This is a genomic window from Streptomyces sp. NPDC033136, assembly GCF_055578235.1.
On record NZ_JBVIPD010000017.1, the window covers coordinates 22,156 to 47,120 of the forward strand.

Annotated in this window: 21 protein-coding genes; 6 read left to right on the top strand and 15 right to left on the bottom strand. The window is 70.6% G+C overall.

All coding sequences use genetic code 11. The features are described from left to right. Positions 1 to 17 precede the first annotated feature (17 nt). Positions 18 to 1,151: a DNA polymerase III subunit beta gene (gene dnaN / locus ACZ5TL_RS27285; RefSeq protein ID WP_468593040.1), complete on the top strand. Its 1,134-nt coding sequence runs from the start codon at positions 18 to 20 to the stop codon at positions 1,149 to 1,151. A 229-nt stretch (positions 1,152 to 1,380) separates the two neighbouring features. Further along, positions 1,381 to 2,397 (top strand): sigma-70 family RNA polymerase sigma factor, encoded by a 1,017-nt coding sequence (locus tag ACZ5TL_RS27290; protein WP_468593042.1) that lies wholly within the window; start codon positions 1,381 to 1,383, stop codon positions 2,395 to 2,397. Here ACZ5TL_RS27290 and ACZ5TL_RS27295 read toward each other — a convergent pair. From ACZ5TL_RS27295 to ACZ5TL_RS27335, 9 genes are all read right to left on the bottom strand, one after another. Beyond that, positions 2,281 to 2,667 (bottom strand): STAS domain-containing protein, encoded by a 387-nt coding sequence (locus ACZ5TL_RS27295; RefSeq protein ID WP_468593044.1) that lies wholly within the window; start codon positions 2,665 to 2,667, stop codon positions 2,281 to 2,283. The genes ACZ5TL_RS27290 and ACZ5TL_RS27295 overlap by 117 nt on opposite strands. Positions 2,668 to 2,934: 267 nt before the next feature. After that, positions 2,935 to 4,218 (bottom strand): thymidine phosphorylase, encoded by a 1,284-nt coding sequence (locus ACZ5TL_RS27300; protein WP_468593045.1) that lies wholly within the window; start codon positions 4,216 to 4,218, stop codon positions 2,935 to 2,937. A gap of 446 nt (positions 4,219 to 4,664) precedes the next feature. After that, entirely contained in the window at positions 4,665 to 5,069 is a 405-nt protein-coding gene (locus ACZ5TL_RS27305; RefSeq protein WP_468593046.1) for a cytidine deaminase, read from the bottom strand. After that, the gene (locus ACZ5TL_RS27310) at positions 5,066 to 6,331 is read right to left on the bottom strand and encodes an ABC transporter permease (RefSeq protein WP_468593047.1); all 1,266 of its coding nucleotides are present in this window, start codon (positions 6,329 to 6,331) and stop codon (positions 5,066 to 5,068) included. Before ACZ5TL_RS27310 ends, ACZ5TL_RS27305 begins: the two co-directional genes overlap by 4 nt. After that, positions 6,328 to 7,446 (bottom strand): ABC transporter permease, encoded by a 1,119-nt coding sequence (locus tag ACZ5TL_RS27315; RefSeq protein ID WP_468593048.1) that lies wholly within the window; start codon positions 7,444 to 7,446, stop codon positions 6,328 to 6,330. Before ACZ5TL_RS27315 ends, ACZ5TL_RS27310 begins: the two co-directional genes overlap by 4 nt. Further along, entirely contained in the window at positions 7,446 to 9,017 is a 1,572-nt protein-coding gene (locus tag ACZ5TL_RS27320) for an ABC transporter ATP-binding protein (protein WP_384165777.1), read from the bottom strand. Before ACZ5TL_RS27320 ends, ACZ5TL_RS27315 begins: the two co-directional genes overlap by 1 nt. 218 nt (positions 9,018 to 9,235) lie before the next feature. Beyond that, positions 9,236 to 10,282, bottom strand: coding sequence for a BMP family lipoprotein (locus ACZ5TL_RS27325; protein ID WP_468593049.1), 1,047 nt, complete (start codon positions 10,280 to 10,282; stop codon positions 9,236 to 9,238). A gap of 337 nt (positions 10,283 to 10,619) precedes the next feature. After that, positions 10,620 to 11,663, bottom strand: coding sequence for a BMP family lipoprotein (locus tag ACZ5TL_RS27330; RefSeq protein WP_468593050.1), 1,044 nt, complete (start codon positions 11,661 to 11,663; stop codon positions 10,620 to 10,622). Positions 11,664 to 12,154: 491 nt separating this feature from the next. Continuing rightward, positions 12,155 to 13,387 carry a M20 family metallopeptidase gene (locus ACZ5TL_RS27335; RefSeq protein WP_468593052.1) on the bottom strand — a complete coding sequence of 411 codons (1,233 nt, stop codon included), beginning with the start codon at positions 13,385 to 13,387 and terminating at the stop codon, positions 12,155 to 12,157. Positions 13,388 to 13,686: 299 nt separating this feature from the next. On the opposite strand from ACZ5TL_RS27335, the gene ACZ5TL_RS27340 reads away from it, so the two are divergent. Next, the gene (locus ACZ5TL_RS27340) at positions 13,687 to 14,388 is read left to right on the top strand and encodes a class I SAM-dependent methyltransferase (RefSeq protein ID WP_468593053.1); all 702 of its coding nucleotides are present in this window, start codon (positions 13,687 to 13,689) and stop codon (positions 14,386 to 14,388) included. Between the two features lie 504 nt (positions 14,389 to 14,892). On the opposite strand, the gene ACZ5TL_RS27345 is transcribed toward ACZ5TL_RS27340, so the two are convergent. Genes ACZ5TL_RS27345 through ACZ5TL_RS27360 form a run of 4 tightly spaced genes read right to left on the bottom strand, consistent with a single transcriptional unit; the run spans position 14,893 to position 19,616 of the window. Beyond that, a complete protein-coding gene (locus ACZ5TL_RS27345; RefSeq protein WP_468593054.1) occupies positions 14,893 to 15,957 on the bottom strand; it encodes a ferritin family protein in 1,065 nt (354 codons plus the stop codon). Between the two features lie 47 nt (positions 15,958 to 16,004). Beyond that, positions 16,005 to 16,943, bottom strand: a complete 939-nt coding sequence (locus ACZ5TL_RS27350) for an N-acetylneuraminate synthase family protein (RefSeq protein WP_468593055.1) — start codon at positions 16,941 to 16,943, stop codon at positions 16,005 to 16,007. Positions 16,944 to 16,956: 13 nt separating this feature from the next. Beyond that, complete coding sequence (locus ACZ5TL_RS27355) at positions 16,957 to 18,237, bottom strand: cytidylyltransferase domain-containing protein (RefSeq protein ID WP_468593057.1); 1,281 nt, start codon at positions 18,235 to 18,237, stop codon at positions 16,957 to 16,959. Positions 18,238 to 18,269: 32 nt separating this feature from the next. Further along, positions 18,270 to 19,616, bottom strand: a complete 1,347-nt coding sequence (locus ACZ5TL_RS27360) for a DUF6716 putative glycosyltransferase (RefSeq protein WP_468593058.1) — start codon at positions 19,614 to 19,616, stop codon at positions 18,270 to 18,272. A 198-nt stretch (positions 19,617 to 19,814) separates the two neighbouring features. On the opposite strand from ACZ5TL_RS27360, the gene ACZ5TL_RS27365 reads away from it, so the two are divergent. Continuing rightward, positions 19,815 to 20,792: a glycosyltransferase family 2 protein gene (locus tag ACZ5TL_RS27365; protein ID WP_468593059.1), complete on the top strand. Its 978-nt coding sequence runs from the start codon at positions 19,815 to 19,817 to the stop codon at positions 20,790 to 20,792. Then, positions 20,792 to 22,165, top strand: coding sequence for an alpha-2,8-polysialyltransferase family protein (locus ACZ5TL_RS27370; protein ID WP_468593060.1), 1,374 nt, complete (start codon positions 20,792 to 20,794; stop codon positions 22,163 to 22,165). Before ACZ5TL_RS27365 ends, ACZ5TL_RS27370 begins: the two co-directional genes overlap by 1 nt. A gap of 232 nt (positions 22,166 to 22,397) precedes the next feature. Here ACZ5TL_RS27370 and ACZ5TL_RS27375 read toward each other — a convergent pair whose 3' ends face one another. Both ACZ5TL_RS27375 and ACZ5TL_RS27380 read right to left on the bottom strand, forming a co-directional pair. Continuing rightward, entirely contained in the window at positions 22,398 to 22,655 is a 258-nt protein-coding gene (locus tag ACZ5TL_RS27375; RefSeq protein WP_468593061.1) for a chymotrypsin family serine protease, read from the bottom strand. Positions 22,656 to 22,718: 63 nt separating this feature from the next. Then, the gene (locus ACZ5TL_RS27380; protein ID WP_468593062.1) at positions 22,719 to 23,198 is read right to left on the bottom strand and encodes a S1 family peptidase; all 480 of its coding nucleotides are present in this window, start codon (positions 23,196 to 23,198) and stop codon (positions 22,719 to 22,721) included. Positions 23,199 to 23,703: 505 nt separating this feature from the next. On the opposite strand from ACZ5TL_RS27380, the gene ACZ5TL_RS27385 reads away from it, so the two are divergent. Then, positions 23,704 to 24,828 (top strand): acyltransferase family protein, encoded by a 1,125-nt coding sequence (locus ACZ5TL_RS27385; RefSeq protein ID WP_468593184.1) that lies wholly within the window; start codon positions 23,704 to 23,706, stop codon positions 24,826 to 24,828. Positions 24,829 to 24,965: the final 137 nt, after the last annotated feature.

The following is a 24,965-nucleotide window of genomic DNA, read 5'->3' on the forward strand; positions in this document are numbered from 1 at the left end:
GAGCAGGGGGATTTTCCATGGAGTTCCGCATCGACCGTACGGCGCTCGCCGAGGCCGTGGGCCAGGCCGTGCGCGCCCTGCCCGCGCGGACGCCGGTGCCGGTGCTGGGCGGGCTGCTGCTGGAGGCGGACGCGGGACGGCTGGCCGTGACGGGGTTCGACTTCGAGGCGGCGGTGCGGGTGGAGGCCGGGACGGAGGTCGCGGTGGCCGGGCGGGTGCTCGTCCCGGGGCGGCGGCTGGTGGACGTCTGCCGGGTCCTGCCGGAGGGTCCGGTGAGCTGTGCGCTGGAGGCCTCGCGGTTCGCGGTGGAGGCCGACGGCACACGCTTCGGGCTGTCGACACTGCCGCTCGCCGAGTACCCGGCCCTGCCGGTGCCGCCCGCGCCCTACGGCACGGTGGACGCCGCCGCGTTCGCGACCGCCGTGGCCCAGGTCGCCGTGGCCGCCGGCCGCGACGACACACTGCCCCTGCTGACGGGCGTCCACCTGCGCCTCGAGGGCGGGGAGATGACGCTGGCCGCCTCGGACCGCTACCGCTACGCCGTGCGGCGGCTGGAGTGGAAGCCGGGGGTGGCGGCCGGCGAGGGTGCCGTGGAGGCGCTGCTGCCCGCACGGCGGCTGCTGGACCTCGCGCGGACGCTGGGGCGCTGCGGCGAGGTGGTGATCGGACGGGAGCCGGGCGGGGGCGGTGGCCTCATCGGGTTCGCGGGCGGACCGACCCGGACCGCGCTGCGGCTGCTGGACGGACGGCTGCCCGCGTACACGTCGCTGTTCGGCATGGCCGGGGCCGCGGTCGCCGAGGTGGATCGCGAGGGGCTCGCGGAGGGGGTGCGGCGGGTCGCGGTGGTGGCCGAGGCGAACAGTCCGGTACGGCTGGACTTCTCGGCCGACGGATTCGTGCTGCTGGGCGCCGGCTACGGGGACGACGTGGCGGCCCAGCGGCTGCCGGCCACGCTGACCGGCGCCGAGGAGATGCCGGTGGCGTTCAATCCGGCCTACCTGCTGGACGCGCTGACGTCCTTCGAGAGCCCGCGCGTACGGCTGGAGCTGCTGGGGGCGGGGCAGCGGGCGCTGTTGCACGCCGTGGACGCGCACGGAGCGGCCGACGGGGGGCACCGGCATCTGCTGATGTCGGTGAAGCAACTCGCGTGACGCGGATCGTGTGGGGCGGCTCGCGTGACGCCGGCTCGCGTGGGGCGGCTGGCGTGAGGCGGATCCGGTGGCGGTGCGGCGTGTGTGACGTGCTCCGGGCCGGTCTGGATCACGTGCTGCGACCTGCGCCCTCGTGCGCTCGAAGGGCCGTTGTCAGTGGGCTGCGGTAGCTTCCCAAGTGCTGGGACGCGAAGGCGCGTGACGGAACTTCCACAGGGGTGGGTGGACGATGACGAACGGCACGGCGACACCGACAGACCTGGACACCAGGCTGGAGGCACACCGCACCGAGCTGACGGGGTACTGCTACCGGATGCTCGGCTCCTCCTTCGAGGCCGAGGACGCGGTGCAGGACACGATGGTCCGCGCCTGGCGCAGCTACGCCACGTTCGAGGGCCGCTCCAGCCTGCGCTCCTGGCTCTACCGCATCGCCACCAACGTGTGCCTGGACATGCTGACCGCGGGGAACAAGCGCGCCCGGCCCATGGACCTGACCGAGTCCACCCCGCTCGCCCAGGCGGCCCTCTCCCCCCGCCCGGACAACACCTGGCTGGAGCCCATGCCGGACGCCCGTGTGCTGCCCACGACCGACGACCCGGCGGAGGCGGCGATAGCCAAGGAGTCCGTGCGGCTCGCCTTCATGGCCGCCCTTCAGCGGCTGCCGGCCAAGCAGCGGGCCGTGCTGATCCTGCGCGAGGTGCTGGCCTGGAGGGCCAGCGAGGTCGCCGAGCTGCTGGGCACCTCGGTGGCGTCGGTCAACAGCGCCCTCCAGCGGGCCCGCGCGACCCTCGCCGAGCGGCAGGAGGCGGGCGCCGACGCGGTCGTGTCCGACCCGCTGGACGAGGACCAGCAGAAGCTGCTGGACCGCTATGTGGCGGCCTTCGAGGGCTACGACATGTCGGCGCTGACCACCCTGCTGCACGAGGACGCGGTCATGACGATGCCGCCGTTCGACCTGTGGCTGACCGGCGTGCGGGACATCACCGGCTTCATGACCACCCTCGGCGCGCCCTGCGCGGGCTCCCGGCTGGTGCCCGTGCAGGTCAACGGCCTGCCGGGGTTCGCCCAGTACAAGCCGGACCCGGACAAGGGCGGCTTCACGCCGTGGGCCGTCCAGGTGCTGGAGATCTCAGACGGCCGGATCACCGGGTTCCACTGCTTCCTCGACACCCAGCGCTGGTTCCCGCTCTTCGACCTGCCCCTCCACCTCGAAGCGGAGACCGACGAGGTCGAGCAGGGCGCGTAGGGCCGGGTCGGGATCGCGCAGCCGTATCCGCCCTCCCTCCCTCCGGGCGGCCAGCTGGAGCCGCGCGAGCAGGTCGACGGTGGCGAGCCCCGGTGGCCCGAGGCTCCCGACATCGCACACCACGACCCGGGCACCGCCGGTGTGCAGCAGTGCCCGTACGTCGTCGCTCAGCCCTCTCACCTCGTCCCGGGTGACAGGGCCGGCCAGTACGAGCACGGGCGGTGTCATGGCGTCCACGATCGGTAGACCGGGCGGGCGGCGGTAACTCATCGGGGGGTGACCGTCCGGGCACCGCGAGGATCACCTTCGCGGGGTGTCGATGATCTCGGCTCTGCCCCCCGGGGAGAGCGCCGGTGTGCTCGCGGAGCCGGACCGGCTCGTCCCGCGCGTTGTGCGTCAGCACGTGGTCGCCCTCAAGCGCGCAGTACGTGGTCGCCCTCAAGCGCGCTCATTGGTGCGCATCCGACGCGCCGGTCGGGACCGGCGGCGGTCCGCCGGTCCCGACCGGTTCCGTTCGCCGGACGAGAAAGGCCCAGGTCAGGCGATCCGCTCCAGCACCACCGGCGATGCCGTGAAGTCCGTCCCCGGCGCCGCGATGTCGTAGGAGCCCCCGACCGCCCCGAGCGCGTACTCGAAGCGTTCCGGGGTGTCCGTGTGGAGGGTCAGGAGGGGCTGGCCCTCGGTGACCTCGTCGCCCGGCTTGGCGTGCATCTCGATGCCCGCGCCCGCCTGGACCGGGTCCTCCTTGCGGGCACGTCCCGCGCCGAGGCGCCAGGCGGCGACGCCGATGTCGTAGGCGTCGAGGCGGGTGAGGACACCCGAGGCCGGGGCCTTGATCACGTGCTGTTCGCGGGCCACCGGAAGCGCCGCGTCCGGGTCGCCGCCCTGGGCCGTGATCATGCGGCGCCAGACGTCCATCGCCGAGCCGTCGGCCAGGGCCTTCGCGGGGTCGGCGTCCCTGACACCCGCCGCGTCGAGCATCTCGCGGGCCAGGGCGATCGTCAGCTCGACCACGTCCGCGGGGCCGCCGCCCGCCAGGACCTCCACCGACTCGCGGACCTCCAGGGCGTTGCCGGCCGTGAGGCCGAGCGGGGTGTCCATGTCCGTGAGGAGCGCGACCGTCTTCACACCGTGGTCGGTGCCCAGGCCGACCATGGTGGAGGCCAGTTCGCGGGCATCCTCGAGCGTCCGCATGAAGGCACCGGTGCCGGCCTTCACATCCAGGACCAGCGAGCCCGTGCCCTCGGCGATCTTCTTGGACATGATCGAGGAGGCGATCAGCGGGATGGCCTCGACGGTGCCGGTGACGTCCCGGAGGGCGTAGAGCTTCTTGTCGGCGGGGGCCAGGCCGTCGCCCGCCGCGCAGATCACCGCGCCGGTGGTGTCGAGGACGTTCAGCATCTCCTCGTTGGACAGCAGCGCACGCCAGCCGGGGATCGACTCCAGCTTGTCCAGGGTGCCGCCGGTGTGGCCGAGGCCCCGGCCCGACAGCTGGGGGACGGCCGCGCCACAGGCGGCGACCAGGGGGGCCAGCGGCAGTGTGATCTTGTCGCCGACGCCGCCCGTGGAGTGCTTGTCGGCCGTGGGGCGGGACAGGGACGAGAAGTCCATGCGCTCGCCGGAGGCGATCATCGCGGCCGTCCAGCGGGCGATCTCACGGCGGTTCATGCCGTTGAGCAGGATGGCCATCGCGAGGGAGGACATCTGCTCGTCGGCGACCTCCCCGCGGGTGTACGCGTCGATGACCCAGTCGATCTGCTCGTCGCTGAGCTCACCGCGGTCCCGCTTGGTGCGGATGACGGAGATGGCGTCCATGGCCATGGCTTGGGCTTCCTTCCGAGGGTGGGTAGCTGTTCGCCAGGAGGTGTGCACGAGGTCGAGTCAGCTCGATCGTGTGATGGTCGGCTTCCTGGCTTGCGGTGTGCTGGGCCGTTCGGGCTACGGTGGTCGTGCGATCTGGGACACCGGGCGTGGCGCCGGTGTGCGGGGCCCCCGCTCCACCGGAGTGATGGTTCGGGGCCTCCCCGTCGCCTCTGGCTACACCCACATGGTCAGGTCGCACAGGGAACCGGCCTCCCGGGCCCGGACCACGGACGGGATCCGTGTCGCTGCCCCGGGGCTGAGTACGCCGGGGACCAGTACGCCCAAGACCGTTCGGGGCGTGCGGCTGAGCGGACTCACTTCTGCTCAGTCCACAGGAACGGTTCCAGAAGCCGTGCGGCCTCTCTGAGCCGGTCGCTCAGCGACTCAGAGAGGCCGCACGGGAATTACGTGCTGAGGTGGCCCGGGCCGAAAGCCTGGGGCAGCATCTCCGACAGCGGCAGGATGCCCGCCGGGGTCTCCAGCAGGAGGTCCGGGCCGCCGAACTCGTGGAGCAGCTGGCGGCAGCGGCCGCACGGGACGAGCGCGGCACCGTCGCGGTCGACGCAGGTGAAGTGCGTCAGACGGCCGCCGCCGGTGTTGTGCAGCTCGGAGACCAGGCCGCACTCGGCGCACAGGCCGACCCCGTACGAGGCGTTCTCGACGTTGCAGCCGGAGATGATCCGGCCGTCGTCGACGAGGGCGGCCACGCCGACCGGGTAGCCGGAGTACGGGGCGTACGCCCGGGACATGGCGTCCCGGGCCACCGCGCGCAGCTTCTCCCAGTCGACGGCCGGGTCGGCGTCGGTCACTTGCCCTGCCCCTTCCGGTACTGCATGCCGTTCGCCCTCGGCATCCGCAGACGCTGGGCGGACAGCGCGAGGACCACCAGGGTGATGACGTACGGCGTGGCGGAGACGACCTGGTTCGGGACCTCGTCGGTGGTGGCGTACCAGGCGAACACCAGGGCGCCCAGGACCAGAGTGACCACGGCCGGGACGTACTTCTTGCGGACCACCAGCCAGATGGCGCCGATGACCAGCAGCAGCGCGCCGAGCAGCAGCAGGGCGTGCACGTTGGCGGAGCCGCCGCGCAGGTTGAGGCTGTCGGTGTAGCCGAACAGGCCGGCTCCGAGGGCGAGGCCGCCCGGCATCCAGTTGCCGAAGATCATCGCCGCGAGGCCGATGAAGCCGCGGCCGCTGACCTGGCCCTCCAGGTAGAAGGGGTTGGCCACGATGGACAGGAAGACACCGCCGAGGCCGGCCAGACCGCCGGAGATGACGACGGCGATGTACTTGTACTTGTAGACGTTGACGCCGAGGGACTCGGCGGCGACCGGGTTCTCACCGCAGGAGCGCAGCCGCAGGCCGAAGGCCGTGCGCCACAGGATCCACCAGGTGGCGGGGATCAGCCCGATGGCGATCAGGGTCAGCCAGGAGACGTCGGTGACCAGGCCGCCGAGCAGGCCGGCGATGTCGGAGACGAAGAACCAGCCCTGGTCGTTGAGGTCCCTGAGCGCGTCGGACAGGCCCGGCACGGTGAAGTTGCCGAGGGATTCCACCGCCGGGGACTGCTTGGCGGAGCCGCCCGTGTGGCCCTCGAAGGCGAGGGGCGCGAGGTAGCGGGTGGCGCCGAGGGCGAGGATGTTGATGGCCACACCGGAGACGATGTGGTTGACGTTGAAGGTGACGGTGACGAAGGCGTGCAGCAGACCGCCGATCGCGCCGCCGGCGATGCCGACCAGGACACCGGTCCACGGGCCCCACTGGAAGCCGGCCCAGGCTCCGAACCAGGTGCCGAGGATCATCATGCCCTCGAGGCCGATGTTGATCACGCCCGCGCGTTCGGCCCACAGGCCGCCGAGACCGGCGAGGCCGATCGGCACGGCGAGCTGCAGCGCGGTGGACATCTGGCTGACGTTGGTGATGCCGTTGGCACCGGTGATGAGGCGGACGATCGAGGTGAGCGCCAGTCCGCCGGCGATGATGAGCAGCAGGACGGGCCACGACAGGCGGCGGCCGGTCGGCGCCGCGGGCTGCAGCGTGGGCTGGTTGACGTCGGACGCGGTGGTCATCGGCCAGCCACCTCCTTCGTGTTCTGAGCGCCGAGGACGTGACCGGCGGCGAGTTCGGCGCCGACGCGGCGCTGCTGGCGGCGCAGCCCCCATTCGCGGACGGCCTCGTAGGAGACGACGACCGAGAGCACGATCAGGCCCTGCATGATGACCGCGATCTCCTTGTCGTAGCCGTGGAAGTCCAGCTCGGGCGAGGCCTTGTCGAGCCAGGCCCACAGCAGGGCGGCGAAGGCGATGCCCACGGGGCTGTTGCGGCCGAGCAGGGCGATGCCGATGCCGAGGAAGCCGATACCGGTGGGGAAGTTCAGGCTGTAGGTGTGGGTGTCGCCGAGCAGGATCGGCAGGCCGGCGAGGCCCGCGATGCCGCCGGAGATCAGCATGGCGCTGAGCACCATGCGCCCCGGGTCCACGCCGCTGGCCGCGGCGGCGGTCTGCGACGCGCCGGAGGCGCGCAGGTCGAAGCCGAAGCGGGTGCGGTTGAGGACGACCCAGTAGCCGATGCCGAGCAGGACGGCGAGCACCACCAGGCCGTAGATCTCGCCGGCCGGGCCCATGGGGATGCCGGGGATCCAGCCGGTCTCGGACATCTCGCCGGTGGTGTTGTTGTTGCCGACCTTCACACCGAAGACGGTCGGCAGCCACAGGTAGGCGATCACGGAGGTGGCGACCGCGTTGAGCATGATCGTGGCGACGACCTCGCTGACGCCGCGGGTGACCTTGAGGACACCGGCGATGCCGGACCAGAAGGCGCCGGTGAAGACGGCCGTCAGGAGCAGCAGCGGGACCTGCAGGACGGCTGGCAGGTTCATGTGCGCGCCGACGATGGCGGCCATCATGGCGCCGAGCTGGTACTGGCCGTCGACGCCGATGTTGAACAGGTTCATCCGGAAGCCGATGGCCACCGCGAGGGCCGCGATGTAGTACATCGAGGCCTGGTTGATGATCAGGACCTGGATGTCGGAGAAGCCCAGCTGCTCGAACATCAAGGCGAACGGCTCGAACGGGCTCTTGCCGGACGCGATCAGCACGATCGCGCTCAGGACGAAGGCCACGGCTAGCGCGATGACCGGCCCGGCCACCGCGAGGAGCACGCGCTCCTTGTCGAACTTCTTCATCAGCGGGCCTCGTCTTCCGGAGACTCGGGGGCGTCTGCCTTCGAGGTCTCGGGGGTGTCGTCGTGCTCGAGGTGCCCTGCGGCGGCACCGGTCATGGCCGAGCCGAGCTCCTCGGGGGTGATGGTGGCCGGGTCGGCGTCCGCGACCAGCTTGCCGTCGTAGATCACGCGCAGCGTGTCGGACAGGCCGATCAGCTCGTCCAGGTCGGCGGAGATCAGCAGCACGGCCAGGCCCTCGTGGCGGGCCTCGCGGATGTGGTCCCAGATGGCGGCCTGGGCGCCGACGTCCACGCCCCGGGTCGGGTGGGCGGCGATGAGGAAGCGCGGCTTGTGGCTCATCTCGCGGCCGACGATCAGCTTCTGCTGGTTGCCGCCGGACAGGGAGGCGGCGGTGACGTCGATGCCGGGGGTGCGCACGTCGTACGCCTCGACGATGCGGCGGGTGTCCTCCTGGGCGGCCTTTGGGTCCAGCCAGACGCCCTTGGCGAGGGGCTTCTCGGTGACGTGACCGAGGATGCGGTTCTCCCAGAGGGGTGCCTCCAGGAGGAGGCCGTGGCGGTGCCGGTCCTCGGGGATGTAGCCGATGCCCTGCTCGCGGCGCCTGCGGGTGGGCCAGGCGGTGATCTCCTCGTCGGCGAGCCGGATGGTGCCGGAGTCGGCGTGCTTGAGGCCGATGAGGGCGTCGACCAGTTCGGTCTGGCCGTTGCCCTCGACTCCGGCGATACCGAGGACCTCGCCCGCGTGGATGGTGAAGGTGATGTCGTCGAGGAGGGCCTTGCCGCCGGGGGCCGCCAGGCGCAGCTTGTCGACGCTGATGACCGGGCGGTCGGTGACCGTGGACTCGGCCGTCTCGGGCGTGGGCAGCTCGCTGCCGACCATCATCTCCGCGAGCTGGCGCGGGGTGGTCTCGGCGGGGACGGCCGTGCCGACGGTGGTGCCGCGGCGGATGACGGTGATCTCGTCGGCGACGGAGAGCACCTCGCCGAGCTTGTGCGAGATGAAGATGACCGACAGGCCCTCGGAGCGCAGTTCGCGCAGGTTGGCGAAGAGCGCGTCGACCTCCTGCGGGACGAGTACGGCGGTCGGCTCGTCGAGGATGAGGGTGGTGGCGCCGCGGTAGAGGACCTTGAGGATCTCCACGCGCTGCCGGGCGGCGACGCCGAGCTCCTCGACCAGGAGGTCGGGCTTGACGCCGAGGCCGTAGCGCTCGGAGAGGTCCTTGATCTTGCGGCGGGCCTTGGCGCCGATGCCGTGGAGCTTCTCACTGCCGAGGACGACGTTCTCGAGGACCGTGAGGTTGTCGGCGAGCATGAAGTGCTGGTGGACCATGCCGATGCCGCGGACGATCGCGTCGGCCGGCGAGGAGAAGCTGACCTGCTCGCCGTTGACGGCGATGGTGCCCTCGTCCGGCTTCTGCATGCCGTAGAGGATCTTCATCAGCGTCGACTTGCCGGCGCCGTTCTCGCCGACGAGGGCGTGGACGGTGCCCTTGCGGACGCTGAGGTGGATGTCGTGGTTGGCCACGACACCGGGGAAACGCTTGGTGATCCCGGCGAGTTCGACGGCGGTCACCGATTCGTTTTCGTTGACCGCCGCTCCGGCCGGAGGGCTGCTGGACGCGTTGATGGCGCACTCTCCTGGGGACGGGGGCCGTCTACGCGCGTAGCGCCCCTACGGCATACAAAGGGGTCCGACGCCCCGCGCCGACGGGGTACGAGGAGCAGCCTCCCCGCACCCCGATGGGCGGACGTAACCCCGGGGGTTACCGCCTGCTTCGAGGCAGTCGCTCGTCAGCTGCTCTTGACCTTGATCTCGCCGCTGATGATCTTCTCCTTGGCCGTCTTGATGGCTGCCTGGAGCTCGGCGTCGTCCGCGAACTTCGGGTTGGAGTTCGACAGGCCCACCTCGCCGGTCTTCAGATCGCCACGAACGATACCGGTCTCGGGCTTGCCGTCCTCGACCGACTTCGCCAGGTTGTACACCGCCTTGGCGACGTCCTTCATCGCCGAGGTGAGGATGAAGTCCTTGTACTTGGCAAGGGCTTCCTGCTGGTACTGGTCGGAGTCGACACCGATGGCCCACACCTTCTTGGCGGCGGCGGCCTCGATGACGCCCTGGCCGGACAGGCCGGCGGCCGCGTAGACCACGTCGGCCTTCTTCTCGATCTGACCCTCAGCGGCCGTCTTGCCCTTGTCGGGGCTGGAGAAACCGCCCTCCTCGGCCGTCTGGGTCAGGTACTGGGAAAGGACCTTGACCTTCGGGTTCGTGTCCTTGACGCCCTGCTCGAAGCCCGCCTGGAACTTGTGGATCAGCGGGATGTCCACACCGCCCACGAAGCCGACGACGTTCGACTTGGTGCTCTTGGCGGCGGCGACACCGGCCAGGTAGGAGGCCTGCTCCTCGCTGAAGACCAGGTCGGCGACGTTCTTGGTGTTGATCGTGGCGTCGTCGACGATGCCGAAGGTGGTGTCCGGGAACTTCTCCGCGGCGCCCTTGACGGCCGAGGCGTACGCGTAGCCGACGCCGATGACCGGGTTGTAGCCCTGCTTCGCCAGCGAGGAGAGGCGCTGCTCCTTGTCGGCGCCCGTCTCGCCATCGGTGGGCTCGACGTCGGCCGTCTGGTACCCGAACTCCTTCTTCGCCCGCTCGAGGCCGGCGTAGGCCGCGTCGTTGAAGGACTGGTCGCCCTTGCCGCCGACGTCGTACGCGATGGCGAGACCCTTGTCGCCCTTCGAGTCCGACGACCCGGAGGTCGAGGTGCTGCCGCAGGCGGAGAGCGCGAGGGCCAGGGAGGCGGTCGCTGCGCCTGCGACCGTGATCCGGGAAATCCGGCGCATGTGTGGGTGCTCCTGTCGTACGGGCGGATCCAGGGAGTGCGCGAGCGTTCACGCACCGGGCGGCGTGGGGAGGTGCTCGCACTGCCCCGGGGTAGCTCAGCGCCGGGGACGGTTCAGCATCGACGCTGGCTTCGCCGCAGATTAACGCGCGTAGACCTGCCTGAAAACCCCTTCTGTCCACCTTGTTATGCGCCCGTGGCCAAGCCATCACCCGACCCTGGTCCGGGGTCGCCGACCGCGAACGGGGGGTGGCGCTGGGTGACCCGCTCCCCCTGGAACCACGAAGCGGGCGGACACCTGGGGTGTCCGCCCGCTCTGTCGCCCTGCGACCGCGGCCCTACTCGGTCTTCACCGTGATGGAGCCGTCGATGATGCCCTGCTTGGCCTTGTCCACGGCCTCCTTGAGGCCCTCGACCTCGGCGAACTCGGGGTTCGACTCGGACAGGCCGACGCCGTCGACCTTCAGGTCGAAGGTCTGCGTGCCGGTCAGCGGCTTACCGTCCTCGACCGACTTGGACAGCGCGTAGACCGCGCCGCCGACGTCCTTGAGGGCCGAGGTGAGGATGTAGTCCTTGTACGGGGCGAGGGGGGGCTGCTTGTACTGGTCGGAGTCGACGCCGATCGCCCAGACCTTCGCCTTGGCGGCGGCCTCGATCACGCCCTGGCCGGACAGGCCGGCGGCCGCGTAGAGCACGTCGGCCTTCTTCTCGATCTGGCCCTCAGCGGCGGCCTTGCCCTTGTCGGGGCTGGAGAAACCGCCCTCCTCGGCCGTCTGGGTCAGGTACTGGGACAGCACCTTCACGCCGGGCTTGGTGTCCTCCACGCCCTGCTTGTAGCCGGCCTCGAACTTGTGGATCAGCGGGATGTCGACACCGCCCACGAAGCCGACCACGTCCGACTTCGTGGCCTTGGCGGCGGCCACACCGGCGAGGTACGAGGCCTGCTCCTCGGCGAAGACGAGGGAGGCGACGTTCTCGCCCTCGACCACGGAGTCCACGATGCCGAAGGTGGTGTCCGGGTACTTGGAGGCCACGGCCTTCATCGCCGGGCCGTAGGCGAACCCGACACCGATGACCGGGTTGTAGCCCTGCTTGGCCAGCGAGCCGAGGCGCTGTTCCTTGTCGGCGTCCGTCTCGCCCTCGGTGGGCTCGATGTCGGCCGTCTTGTAGCCGAACTCGTCCTTGGCCTTCGTCAGGCCCGCGTATGCGGCGTCGTTGAAGGACTGGTCCCCCTTGCCGCCGACGTCGTACGCGATGGCGACACCGCGGTCGCTGGTGTCGCTGTCGCCGCTGTCACTGCTGGTGCCGCCACACGCCGTGGCGACGAGCCCGAGCGACGCGACCCCCACCGCGACGCGGGTCAGTTTGGAAATCCGACGCATCTGAAGTTCCCCATTCTGCAAAGCCCCGCAGCGGGTGCTCGGTTCGGCGCACATTAACGCGCGTAGACACTCCTGGGAACGGGTCGCAGCGGGGCCGTTATCCATTCGTGCCGATGGCCGGTTACGCCCTTGTGAACCACGGGGTCGAACGGGGCCGAAAGGTGCACTCGGGCACACGGCGCGTGCCTGCTCGTCACGGGCTCCAGGCTGCCGTGGGGCTGCGCCGCCCGCAACCGGAGACGCCGCCGGGGTGGTCGAGGGCCGGCGTTGTCGTCGCCGGGGGCGTCGTCGCCGGGACTGACGGGCCGACCGGGGGCGCGGGGTTGTCGTTCCCGTGCGGCGCCGTCGTGGCTGGTCGCGCGGTTCCCCGCGCCCCCAAGAGGGTGGCTTCAGGCGCGCTCGGTTTCCTGTGCGCCCAAGGAGGTGGCTTCAGGCACGCCCGTTTCCTGTGCGCCCAAGAAGGTGGGAGCTCCCCGTGCCTCCTGGAAGGACTAGCGCAGGCCGTTGACCAGGGCCGCTGCCGTGAAGAGCTCCACTCCGACCGTGATGGCCGACTCGTCGACGTCGAAGTCGCCCTGGTGGAGGTCGCGGACGTGCCGCTCGCCGGGGGTGCGGACGCCCAGGCGGGCCATCGCGCCGGGGACGTGCTCCAGGTACCAGGAGAAGTCCTCGCCGCCGAGGCTCTGCTCGGTGCCCTCGACGGACTCGACCCCGCGCCGGGAGATCATGGCGTCGCGCAGCAGCTCGGTCACGCCGGGCTCGTTGACGACGGGCGGGACGCCCCGCACGTAGTTGATCTCCGACTTGGCGCGGTGCAGGTTGGCGACCTCGTCGATCGCGCCGACCACGACGTCGGGGGCCTGCCGCCACGCGTCGATGTCGAGGCACCGCACGGTGCCGGACAGCTCGGCGTGCTGCGGGATCACGTTCGGCGCGTGCCCCGACTCGATGCGGCCCCAGGTGATGGCGAGTCCGCTGCGGCTGTCGAAGCGCCGGCCGACCAGGGCGGGCACGTCGGTGACCACCCGGGCGGCGGCTGTGACCAGGTCGGTCGTCAGGTGAGGGCGCGCGGTGTGGCCGCCCGGGCCGTCGAGGCCGATCTCCAGCCGGTCGCAGGCGGAGGTGATCGGCCCTTCCCGGAGCCCGACCTTGCCCGCGTCCACCCGGGGGTCGCAGTGCAGGGCGATGATCGCGCCGACCCCTTCCAGCGCCCCGCACTTGATGACGTCGGCGGCACCCCCGGGCAGCACCTCCTCGGCGGGCTGGAAGATCAGCCGGACGGGGCGGGGCAGCAGGCCCTGTTTGTGCAGTTCGGCGAGGACGAGGCCGGCGCCGAGGACGACGGTGGTGTGCACGTCGTGGCCGCAGGCGTGCGCGCGGTCGGGCACGGTCGAGCGGTAGGGGCACTCGGCCTTGGTGTCCGGGATGGGCAGGCCGTCGATGTCGGCCCGCATGGCGAGCATGCTGGGGCCACCGGCCCACTGCTCGCCCTCCACACCGATGTCGCAGACGAGTCCGGTCCCCACGGTGAGGACACGCGGCTTGAGGCCGGCCCGCTCCAGCCGCTCCTTGATCGCGGCGGTCGTGCGGAACTCCTGGTTGCCCAGCTCCGGGTGCATGTGCAGGTCGCGCCGGAACGCGATGAGCTCGGCGCGCAGTGCGTCGGGCAGCGCGCCGGGAAGCACGGCTCCCCCGGGAAGATCGACCTCGGACTCCATTGACATCAATTGCTTCACCCTTTGAAGGGTAGGGCGCCAGGGCGGTCGGCCGACCGCCGATCAACAAAACTTCAACCCGTTAGGGGAAGAAAATATGACCACCGGACGCATAGCCATCAACTGAGATGGGTAAAATCGCCAGCCCTCAGGGCCTGGACGGTCACCCCACCCCACGGAGTGTGACTTCGGCCACATCTGCGTCACGATTCCGGTATCCATCCATCCTCTTCCACGGATACCACGCCCCGCGCGGCGAACACGGGCGTGTTCATCAGCCGGACCCGCGCCACCGCTAGGGTGCGCCCGTGCGCCCTCCCGAGTTCCTCCAGTCCACGCAGGTCTCCTACGACGCCATCGCCGAGGCGTACACCGCCGAGCACCCCGACAGCCTGGCCGGGAAACCACTGGAGAGTGCCCTGCTCACGGCGTTCGTGGAGCTGGCCCGGGCGCCCGGGGAGTCTCCGCGGGCTCCGGTCGCCGACCTCGGCAGCGGCCCCGGGTACGTGGCGGCGCGGTTGCACGGCTTCGGCCTGCCGGTGTTCGGGATCGACATCTCGCCCCGCATGGTGGCCCTGGCCCGCCGAGCGCACCCGGAGCTGCGCTTCCACGTCGGCTCGATGACGGCCCTGGACCTGCCGGCCGAGACGCTCGGCGGGATCGTCGCGCTCTACTCGATCATCCACGTGCCGGACGAGCACCTGCCGTCGGCGTTCGCCGAGTTCCACCGCGTCCTCGCGCCGGGCGCGCCCGTCCTGCTCGGCTTCCAGTCCGGGGACGAGAACGGGCGTCTGCGCGCGTCCGAGCGCTACGGCCGGGAGATCTCGCTCGACTACCACTGGCGCACGCCGGAATCCGTGGCGGACCTCCTCACGAAGGCGGGCCTGGAGCTGTACGCCCGGGTCCTGCGCGAGCCCCAGGGCGAGGAGCAGCGGCCGCGCGCGTTCCTGCTGGCCCGCAAGCCGGAACTCGCCCCGCCCGGCGCTTTCCGGCCGAGCGGTCGCGGCTAGGGGGCTTCTGATGGATCTCCGTGGAAGAATTAGCGGCGTTCGGTGCGTGCTCTCGGCGTGCCGGGCGGAAGGCCTTGTAGCGGAGCTACCAGGCCTTTTGTCCGGTGCGGCGAGTGGGGGTCCCCCCTGCTCGAAGAGCTTGGGGGAGCGTGCCGAACGCCGCGACGCCGCGGAGATCCATCAGAAGCCTTCTAAGTGGAACCACCGAAGCCCTCACGCCCCGCGCGCCGATGGAAACGAGTCCCGTCGGTCGTGGAGTGGTGGCAGCGTGAGGACCGGCCAGGGGGCACGACATGATTCCCGGGACCAGCCGGGCCGCCCCGCCCACAGCCCGCGGCCCCGAGGGGCCCTTGCGCTGTGCCCGCCCGGATCGCGCGGCCTGGCGCCTCCCCGGGCTCCCGGCCTCGGCCGAGCAGGGGGCACCCCCGTCCAGGGCTCTCCGGCGCCCTGCGCTGGACGGCACCGGACCGCGATCTGACCGGACGCGCGTCGTGCGCGGACCGCTCAGACGGTCTGCACCGCTGCCAGGCGGTGGACGTCCCGCGCCGTGCCCGTCACCCCCGACAGGAAGCCCTGGGCCCGCGGTGACGCGGTCTCGGTCAGCCACGCCGGGTCGATGTCGCAGACCGCGACGCGGACCTCCGTGCCGGACAGGGCGAGGGGGAGGGTGTGGACGACCGTGGAGGGGAAGCTGAGGATCGTGCGGCCGATGGGGCCCCGGCGGGCGATCAGTTCCAGGGGGAGTTCGGGGCGGACGATCTCCAGGCCCGTCTCGACGGCGAGGCGGTGGAGCTTGTCGGTGCTCTCGCGGCGGTGGGCGAAGTAGCGGGTGGCGCCATGGGCCCTCGCCAGGGCGCGGACGGCCTCCAGGTAACGGCCGTCGTCCACCACCCCGGTCTCCACCAGGGAGGTGCCCACCAGGTCCGCGCCCTTGGTGATGCGGGGCGGGCCGAAGCGGGAGCGGGTCCAGGCGAAGGTGTGGGCGGTGACCGTGACGCCCGCCGGGGTCTGCTCCAGCGGCATGGAGGAGAAGACCTCGACGTTCCGCCGGTCGCCGGGGGTCAGCCGGCGGCGGGCCGCGGCCGACACCGGCGCGAAGATCACGTCCCGCGGGCCGGGGCGGCCGCCCTTGCGGTGCCAGCGCATCAGGCGTTCGCCCCGGGCCAGCTGCCCGACGAACTCCATCGTCGCCGTGCCGTCGTCGACGACGACCAGGTCACGGGCGCGGGTGATCGTCAGCAGCAGCTGGACGTAGCGGGAGAAGGGGTCCCCCAGCACGATCCGGCGCGCTCCGCGGAGCAGGCCGGCCAGGCCGCCGATGGTCTGGAAGGGCGCCAGGGGCCCGCCGCGCGCCTCCTCCCAGCGGACCTCGTGCCCCTCCTCGCGGGCCAGGTCGGACATCCGCCGCAGCTGGCCGCGCGTCATCGGGTCGACGGGCGACAGCACCACGAGGGTGAGCCCCACGCCGGGCGCGTGCGCGTGCGCCCACTCCAGCACGTTCAGCAGCTGTACCGGGCTCTCGACGAAGGCGAGAGTGTGGGGGCCGGCGTTCCCGGCGCGGGGGCTCATCGACGTACGACCGTCCCGTCGTAAGGGGTGGTGTGGGGGTGGTGCGCTCAGACGCCGACCGGCTCGCCCGCCGCCGTGGCGATCTCCGCCTCGGCGACCACACCGGCGACGCGGCGCAGCTTCTTCATCGGGGCCAGCTCGGAGTCGTAGACCTTCTTGACGCCGTCGCCGAGGGAGGCCTCGATGGTGCGGATGTCGCGGACGAGGCGGGTGAGGCCCTGCGGCTCCACGGAGGCGGCCTGGTCGGAGCCCCACATGGCGCGGTCGAGGGTGATGTGACGCTCGACGAAGGTGGCGCCCAGGGCGACCGCGGCGAGGGTGGTCTGCAGGCCGGTCTCGTGGCCGGAGTAGCCGATCGGGACGTTCGGGTACTCCTGCTGGAGCGTGTTGATGACGCGCAGGTTGAGCTCCTCGGCCTTGGCCGGGTAGGTCGACGTGGCGTGGCACATCACGATGTTGTCGGAGCCGAGGACCTCGACCGCGTGACGGATCTGCCGGGGCGTCGACATGCCGGTGGAGAGGATCACCGCGCGGCCCGTGGAGCGCAGGGCGCGCAGCAGCTCGTCGTCGGTGAGGGAGGCGGAGGCGACCTTGTGGGCGGGGACGTCGAACTTCTCCAGGAAGGCGACGGCCTCGGTGTCCCACGGAGAGGCGAACCAGTCGATGTTCTTCGACTTGCAGTAGTCGTCGATCGCGCGGTACTCGTCCTCGCCGAACTCCACGCGGTGGCGGTAGTCGATGTAGGTCATCCGGCCCCAGGGCGTGTCGCGCTCGATGTCCCACTGGTCGCGCGGGGTGCAGATCTCCGGGGTGCGCTTCTGGAACTTGACGGCGTCGCAGCCGGCCTCGGCGGCGGCGTCGATCAGCTTGAAGGCGTTCTCGAGATCGCCGTTGTGGTTGATGCCGATCTCACCGCAGACGTAGACCGGGCGGCCCGGGCCGACCTCGCGCGAACCGAACCGGCGGATACGGGAGTTGGTGCTCATGGCAGAGATGTCCTTACGTGTGGGACTTGGCGGGGACTTCGAGAGAGGGGCCGAGGATCCAGCTGGCGATCTCTCGGATCGCGCCGTCGCCACCGGGGACGGTGGTGACCGCGCGTGCGGCGCCGCGCACGACGTCGTGGGCGCTCGCGACCGCCACGGGCCAGCCCACGAGGGCGAAGCACGGGAGGTCATTGACGTCGTTGCCGACGTAGAGCACGCGCTCCGGCGCGATGCCCTGCTCCTCGCACCACTGCTTCAGCGCGAGGTCCTTGCGGTCGATTCCGTGCAGGACCGGGAGCTTGAGCTTCCGGGCCCGGGCGGCGACCACAGGGTTCTGTTCCGTGGACAGGATCAGCATCTTCAGGCCGCTCCTGCGGAGGGCCGCGATGCCGAGTCCGTCCCCGCGGTGCACGGAGACGAACTCCCGTCCGTCGGAGTCGACGAGCACCCGGTCGTCGGTCTGGGTGCCGTCGAAGTCGAGGACGACCGCGTCGATGTCGTCGGCGGTCGGGAGCGCGCCGGGCCTGTTCGCGTCGAAGAGCGGGGCCAGGGCCCGGGCGCGGGCCAGGTCGTGCGGATCGTCGATCTCCAGGACCCGGGCGGGGTCGGTGCGCACGAGTTCCGTGCGGCCGAAGAAGCGGTGCCGGTGCTTGCGGAAGCCCGGCGCGTCCATGCCGTAGACGGCGCCGGTCTCCAGGAAGTCCTGGGGGCGGTCCTGGCGGCGCGGGCGGAAGGACTTGTCGTGGTTGATGCCGTAGCCGCCGGCTTCGGCGCCGGTCCGGGCGACGGAGCCGGCCGCCACCAGGGCCTCGGCGTACTCCGCGTCCCGCCAGACGAACCCGTGGAAGGGCGCCACGGTCAGCGCGGTGTCGGCGCCGTTCCCGGCGATCGCCTCCACGACACCGTCCACGTCCTCGCGGAGGATGAACGGGCTGGTGCACTGCACCAGCAGCACCACGTCCACCTGCGCCCCGCGCGAGGCCTCGTGGGCGTCCATGGCGTGCAGCACCGCGGCCTCGGAGGTCGCCGTGTCCCCGGCGATCGCGGCGGGACGCAGCACGATCTCCGCGCCGGCCTCGCGGGCGGCGGTGGCAATGGCCTGGTCGTCGGTGGAGACGACGACGTCGGTCACCAGCCGGGAGGCGAGGCACTCCCGCACCGCCCGGGCCACCAGCGGGACACCGCCGACCGGCAGGAGGTTCTTCGCGGGCACGCCCTTGGAGCCGCCGCGCGCGGGGATCACCGCGAGGACGCGGCGGGCCGAGGCGCTGGGGCCCGCTTCCGGGTGGGACATGGTCTCTGCTCCTTGACGTAGGATCGGGCGGCTCACAGCTCGCCCATCCGCCGGATGACGGGCGCCACGCGCTGCACGCCGTGCCGGTAGGCGCCGCGCGCCGCCCGGCGCACGATCTGCCGGACCGGTCCGGGCTCCTTGCCGGCGGCGGGCGCGCCGGGCAGCGGGGTGCCGTCCGGGCCGAGGTGGTGGCGGGCGAGGATCCCGGGCAGGTAGCCGGGCGCGGTGACGGGTGTGTAGTACGGGGTCAGCGGAGGCAGGCCGCCGGGCCGGCCGAGCAGCTTCGCGATGCGTTCGCGGGCCGCGTCGAAGGCGGAGTCGTAGCAGCCTTCCGCCGCGACGCCCTGCCGGGAGACCCACTCCTCGTCGGGGACCGGCCGGTGCCCGGCGTCGAGCTGGTCCCAGGAGGCGAGGCAGCCGGAGCCCACGAAGTGGTGGTTGCCGAGCGACTCGCGGATACCGAGGTCGGTCAGCACGGCCGTGGGGACACGGCGGTGCAGCGACTCCAGGGCGGCCGTGGAGCTGACCGTCACCAGCAGGTCGGTGCGGTCGAGGACCTCGCCCATGTTTCCGTACACGAGGCGGAAGTTGGCCGGCGGATCGAGGCGCTGCACCAGCTTCTGGTACGGCAACTCCTCGATGTGGGTGGTGTGTTCGCCCGGCTTGGAGCGCAGCTTGAGCTGTACCTCGCGCTCGGGGTGCCTGCGGGCGTGCTGGACCAGCCGGTCGAGCAGGTACGCACGGTCCTTGCGGCTCTCCGGGACGGAGGGCTGGGCGGCGAAGACGACCGTGTAGGGCCTGCGCCCTTGCTCCGCGGAAGGGTCGGGCTCACCGGTGTAGGGAGCGCCACCGAGGAACGGCAGGGCCACCTCGGTCACCGACGAGGCGTCGGCGCCCACTCCCTCGTAGACGGCCCGGAAACGGTCCGCGTCCTGGCGGGAGTTGGCGAGGACGAGGTCCGCGCCGTGCCGCAGCAGCAGGCCGTCGGCGAGCTTCTCGTAGACGACACCGACGTAGCCGGTGACGACGACGGGCCGCGAGGTCCGGTTCTCCCAGACGCACCCCAGGCCGTGCAGCATCGCCTGCACACCGCCGCCGACGAGGGCGAGGACGAGGACGTCGTAGGACTCCTCGGCCATGGTGCGCAGGAACTCGACGGCGGTCACCTCGCGGAGCGAGTCCGCTTGGACGCCGACTTCCTGGAGCTGACGGGGGGTGGGGGTGGCGCGGCCTCGCAGGAGGTAGCCGTCCAGACGCAGGTCCGGACGTCCGGTGGTCTCCGGCGCGACGCGGTTCGCGGTGAGCGCGCCCCATTTCCACCGGGTGTCGGAATCCGCGAGGACGGCCACCCGCAGGGCCTTCGTTGCACTTGTTGGCACGTCCCCGACGCTAGGAAGCCATTTCTAGGTCCGGCCCAACCGGAACACAACAAACGGTTAACAGCACATCGCCGAATGGGGATTCCGGGCCTGATCGACCCGCCGGCAGGTCTGATTCATGACTTTGCCACGCGGAGTTCACCTGGTATCAACCAGACCGTCAGGACGAATGCCGGGCGGCCTCATAACGTCTTACGCGTGGTCAAGCTCTCCGTCATCGTGCCGTTCTACAACGTGCAGCAATACGCCCCGGACGCCATCAGATCTCTGCGTGCAAATGCCCGCGAGGACTTCGAGTTCATTCTCGTCGACGACTGCTCGACGGACGGGACAAAGGAAATCCTCGAACGCGCCGAACGCGAACTGCCGGGTGCGGTGCTCATCAGGCGCAACGAGAAAGGGGTGTCCGCCGCGCGCAACACCGGAATCGACGCAGCGCGGGGCGAGTACCTGACCTTCCTCGACGGCGACGACTGGGTGGCACCGGGATACTTCGCACAGCTCCTCGCCAGTATCGAGTCCCTGGGCTGCGACTTCATCCGTACCGACCACGTGCGGTGCACGGGCGCGCAGCGCACGGTGCACCGCGTGCCCTTCGGTCCGCGCGGCGTCGTGGTCTCGCCCCGTAGCGTGATCCTGCCAGCGGAACGTTCCACGCCGGTCGACTACCCATACTCCTGGGCAGGCGCCTACCACCGAAGGCTGGTCGACGAGGGGCTGCTGCACTTCCCGGAGGACTTGCGCACGGCGGAGGACCGGCCGTGGATCTGGGCGCTGCACCGCAAGGCCGGGTCGTTCGCGGTGCCGGACCTGCTCGGCATCTTCTACCGCCGGGGAGTGACCTCCTCGCTCACCCAGATCGGAGACACGCGGCAGCTCGACTTCATCCGCTCGTTCGACCGGGTTCTGGCGGAGACCGCCGAGGACCCCGACGCCGACCGGTTCCTGCCCAAGGCGGTGCGCACCTACTGCGCGATCATCAACCACCACCTCGCGACAATAGACAAGTTCGAGCCACAGGTGGCCCGCAAGCTCCGTTCGCTGAGCGCCTCCGCCCTGCGCCGTATGCCGCAGGACCTGCTCAACGAGACACTGAACTCCATGGACCACGCTCGCGCCTCCCAGCTGCGCCGACTGCGCCGGAGGCCCTCCACGGCCGGGGAGGCCGCCGCCTGATGACCGCGACCACCATGCCCGCCACGGGCGGCGCCCGCCGCACCACGCAGATCTTCTGCGCGTCCACCCTCTTCGGCGCCGCCACACTGGCCGCCGCGATCGACTCCGACTGCTTCGGGTTCGCGGACCGGCGCCTGCTGCTGATCAGCAACAACAGCGCGGCTCCGGAGTTGTCCCGGGCCTTCGACCAGTCCCCGGGCTTCGAGCAGCTGCGCGACCGGTTCGACGGCGTCCTGTCCTGGAACGACGCCATCTCCCCTTTCCATCCGGGCGGTTGGTCCCCGCGCCCGGACGACCAGCTGCTGTTCGAACGCTATCTGCGGCTGCTGTGGGACCTGGGCGACGACCGCGTGGAGCTGGCGGTGGAGTCCATCCAGGTCAACCCCTCGCTCGCCATCTGCCAGATCTTCGGCGGCGCCCCCGTGGACGTGTACGCGGACGGGCTGATGAGCTACGGCCCGACCCGCTTCAAGATCGACCCGCTGGTCGGCACCCGCGTACGGCGGGTGCTTCACCTCGATCTGGTATCGGGCCTGAAGCCGCTGCTGCTCACCGAGTTCGGGGTCGAGCCGCAGATCGTGACGACGGACGCATTCCTGAAGGTGCTCGCCGAACTCAGCGAGACAGGAAGCGAGTTGCCGGAGATCGACGGACCGGCCCTGATGCTGGGCCAGTACCTCTCCGCGCTCGGCATCCTGACGTCCGAGGAGGAGGAAGACCTCCATGTGCGGATGCTGCGGGGCGCGGTCGGACTCGGCCACCGCCGTGTGGTGTTCAAGCCGCATCCCTCGGCCCCGCCCAGCTGGTCGCAGGCGCTGGAGCAGGAGGCCCGGAAGCTGGACGCGGACCTCACGGTGCTCGACACGCCGGCCCTCGCCGAGGTGCTCTACCAGCGGATGCAGCCCGCGCTGGTCGTCGGCTGCTTCTCCACCGCGCTGTTCACCGCCTCGGCGCTGTACGAACTGCCGGTCGCCCGCATCGGCACGGGCACGCTCCTGGAGCGGCTGACGCCATACGAGAACAGCAACCGCGTGCCGGTGACCATCGTCGACGCCCTGCTGCCCGACCTCGGGGACCGAGCCGCGGTCACCGAGCGACGGCGCGGTATGGATGTGGAGATGCTCACCAAGCTGGTCCAGACCGTCGGCTACGCGATGCAGTCGAAGATCTACCCCGATCTGCGGCCGGCGGCCGAACAGTACCTGGCCAGGCATCTCAACCAGCACACCTGGCGCTATTTCAAGCGCCGCCGTCTCACCTCGCTGGCGCTGCCAGGCGCGGTCCCGGCTCAGCTGGCGTTCATCCCGCGCAACGCGACGGTACGCCGGGCGGCGCGGCGAGCGCGGGCGTTGAAGAACGCCGTTCGCCGTTGAGCCAACCAGAGCAAAAACGACCGTACGACTGAGGAAAGGATGGGGGAACCATCGGATTACCCCGTTGATCTCACGGCGAGGCGGGGGCGGAGCCCGTAGGATCACGGACAGCGCCCAACCGAAAACCGGCCAAGGCCTGAGTCGCCCACTACGCCGGAACGCCGTTCGCGGCTGACAAGCCTGGCCACCGTCGGCCACCACGGCATGCCCCCACGGTGGCGCGGCGATCGGCTCAGAACGCGCTCAGCCCGTGGTGCGCCAGCACCCAGTGCACCGGCTGAGCGTAGGACCGGTACTCGCTCACGGTGCTGTTGCACGTCGCGTCAGGGGGCGTGTTGCCCCCGGACAGGATGCCGAGGGCATAGGTCCCCGACCACACCGGACCGCCGCTGTCTCCCCCGAGGCTGCAGAGTGAAGTCTTGATCATGTTCTTCAGGATCGTGCCGTCGGTGTAGGTGACGGTCTCACTCGGCGAGAGCACCTCGCCCACGAGGTCGCCGCTGACGGCGCCGGCGCGCTTGAACCCGAGAGTGCACTCCGCGCTGCCGTCCTTCTAATAGATGCCGATGCCGCCGACGGATTCGTAAGCGTTCGGCCTGATCACACCGGGGACCCTCGCGACGTGCACCGCGTCGCCGTAGTCGGCGACGAGGTTCATGAGCCGCTTCTCGTCGGCGGCGGACACACCGTCGAAGATCTCGACGGTCACCTGGTTGGTGCTCGGGTCGACGCCCCAGAAGGTGTTGGGAATCGGGTCGGTGTCGGCGATCCGCTGGTCGAGGGTGGCGCGGACGGAGGTCAGCGCAGCGGTGCTGTGTTTCACGATCTTGGCGACACCGCCCTCGGCGCGGACGGCCCGCGCGGTGGCTTCGTCGGTGACGGCGACGACCAGTTGTCCGGCCTTGTCGTAGTAGACACCGCCGGTGCGGTCGGTACCCGACTCGGCGGCGAGCGCTCTCGACTTCCCGGGATCCGTGATCGGCGTCGGGGCCGCGTTCGCGGTTGGTAGGCCAGCACCGCGAACAGGCCGCATATAGCCAGGGCCATCGACGTGTGACGTATCGAGTGTCTTCGCATGCGTTGCTCCTTCGGAAAGCAGAAACACGACGTCCTTGATCGCCGTGCCTGAAGGAGTGCATGGAGAAGTGTGGGGCCCGTGCGGTTACTAGGTGTAGGAGGGCTGAACGGTTTATGACAGATCGTCAGATTGCCGTACGCTGGTTGCCAGCTTCCCCGCTCTCGGCTCGTTGACCCACGCCTTGTCGATCGAGCCGTGGTTGCGCAGCCCGGAAAAGGCTGCACCCTCGACAAACTGACGCAGCGACTCCTGCCTTTTGGTTCGGAGATGTTGGGAGAATTGAACCGAAAAAGACGTCCAGATGAACGCCTCGGGGTCGGGCGGCGAATCGTTCGCCGGTCAACGACGTCGTTCCTGTGTTTCGGACTAATGTGCTGAGGCGCCCACTGGCGACTGATGGCACACCCACAGAAGCAGCAGAACCGCAGGACGACCCGTCGAGGGGATTTTCGTGACCAGCATGACCGTCCGCCCGGCCCCCGAGACCACCAGGCGGCCGGAGCCGGCACGGCCACCCCGTCAGACCCGGTTGCGTGCCCTTGACGGGCTGCGGCTGATCGCCGCGCTGATGGTGGCGGCGTACCACTACGGCGGCCGCGACGGCGACGTCACCAAGGCCTGGGGCAGCTCGCCCGAGCAGCAGTTCCCCACCCTGCACGAGTACTTCGCCTACGGCTGCCTGGGGGTCCAGGTCTTCTTCGTGATCAGCGGATTCGTGATCTGCATGAGCGGCTGGGGGCGGCCCCTGAAGTCGTTCTTCGCCTCCCGCACCTCCCGGCTGCTGCCCGCCTACTGGGTGGCGGTGGTGCTCGTGACGGCGGTGTTCGCGCTGCCGGTGGTGGCCTACAAGGCGGTCTCACCAAGCGACGCGCTGGTGAACCTGACCCTACTGCAGATGCCGCTCGGCGTGGACCGGGTGCTCGGGGTGTGCTGGACGCTGTGGGCGGAGATCCGCTTCTATGCGCTTTTCGCGCTGTGCGTCGTGCTGCCCGGCGCGAGCCGCCGCCGAGTGATCATGTTCTGCGCAGTCTGGACGCTGGCGGCCGTGATCGCGCAGAACGCGGACATGCCGCTGCTCGACATCGTCCTGATGCCCGAGTACGCCCCCTTCTTCATCGGCGGCGTCGGCCTCTACCTCGTGCACCTCGACCGGCGGGACGCCTACGCCTGGGGCATCGTCGCCGTGAGCTGGCTGATAGGACAGCACTTCGCGGTGCGAGGGCTGTGGCACGCAACCGACGCGGGCGGCTTCTCCTACCGCTCCTCCTTCGGCATCGTGCTCGTGGTGACGTTCGGCTTCGTGGCGGTCGCGGTGATCGCACTGGAGTGGCTGAACTGGGCGAACTGGCGCTGGCTGACGGTGGTGGGGGCGCTGACATACCCGTTCTACCTGATACACGAGCACCTCGGCTGGGTGGTCATCCACGCCCTGCACCGCGGCCTGGGTCTGGCGTCGGCGGAGACCTTCGCCCTGACGGTGGCCTCGATGCTGCTGCTGGCGTGGCTCATGAACCGATACGTGGAGAAGCCGCTGACGCCGCGGCTGCGGGCGGTGCTGAGCGATCCGCCGAGAGTGCCACGCTAAGAACTCCTAACGCGATGCCCTCGTGCGGGCCGAGTGCTGTGTGCGTGCATCATGACGACAGTCGATGCGAGTGTGGGGAACGGCTATGGCCGAGGGCAGCACTGTGAACTGCTCCGGGTCTGATGGAGGCTCGATTC

What these genes read in the sequence shown, in the direction of transcription:
- dnaN (WP_468593040.1), top strand. Translation starts at nt 18, where the DNA reads ATGGAGTTCCGCATCGACCGTACGGCGCTCGCCGAGGCCGTGGGCCAG.
- ACZ5TL_RS27290 (WP_468593042.1), top strand. Translation starts at nt 1,381, where the DNA reads ATGACGAACGGCACGGCGACACCGACAGACCTGGACACCAGGCTGGAG.
- ACZ5TL_RS27295 (WP_468593044.1), bottom strand. Translation starts at nt 2,667, where the DNA reads ATGAGTTACCGCCGCCCGCCCGGTCTACCGATCGTGGACGCCATGACA.
- ACZ5TL_RS27300 (WP_468593045.1), bottom strand. Translation starts at nt 4,218, where the DNA reads ATGGCCATGGACGCCATCTCCGTCATCCGCACCAAGCGGGACCGCGGT.
- ACZ5TL_RS27310 (WP_468593047.1), bottom strand. Translation starts at nt 6,331, where the DNA reads ATGACCACCGCGTCCGACGTCAACCAGCCCACGCTGCAGCCCGCGGCG.
- ACZ5TL_RS27315 (WP_468593048.1), bottom strand. Translation starts at nt 7,446, where the DNA reads ATGAAGAAGTTCGACAAGGAGCGCGTGCTCCTCGCGGTGGCCGGGCCG.
- ACZ5TL_RS27325 (WP_468593049.1), bottom strand. Translation starts at nt 10,282, where the DNA reads ATGCGCCGGATTTCCCGGATCACGGTCGCAGGCGCAGCGACCGCCTCC.
- ACZ5TL_RS27330 (WP_468593050.1), bottom strand. Translation starts at nt 11,663, where the DNA reads ATGCGTCGGATTTCCAAACTGACCCGCGTCGCGGTGGGGGTCGCGTCG.
- ACZ5TL_RS27335 (WP_468593052.1), bottom strand. Translation starts at nt 13,387, where the DNA reads ATGTCAATGGAGTCCGAGGTCGATCTTCCCGGGGGAGCCGTGCTTCCC.
- ACZ5TL_RS27345 (WP_468593054.1), bottom strand. Translation starts at nt 15,957, where the DNA reads ATGAGCCCCCGCGCCGGGAACGCCGGCCCCCACACTCTCGCCTTCGTC.
- ACZ5TL_RS27350 (WP_468593055.1), bottom strand. Translation starts at nt 16,943, where the DNA reads ATGAGCACCAACTCCCGTATCCGCCGGTTCGGTTCGCGCGAGGTCGGC.
- ACZ5TL_RS27355 (WP_468593057.1), bottom strand. Translation starts at nt 18,237, where the DNA reads ATGTCCCACCCGGAAGCGGGCCCCAGCGCCTCGGCCCGCCGCGTCCTC.
- ACZ5TL_RS27370 (WP_468593060.1), top strand. Translation starts at nt 20,792, where the DNA reads ATGACCGCGACCACCATGCCCGCCACGGGCGGCGCCCGCCGCACCACG.
- ACZ5TL_RS27380 (WP_468593062.1), bottom strand. Translation starts at nt 23,198, where the DNA reads ATGCGGCCTGTTCGCGGTGCTGGCCTACCAACCGCGAACGCGGCCCCG.
- ACZ5TL_RS27385 (WP_468593184.1), top strand. Translation starts at nt 23,704, where the DNA reads ATGACCGTCCGCCCGGCCCCCGAGACCACCAGGCGGCCGGAGCCGGCA.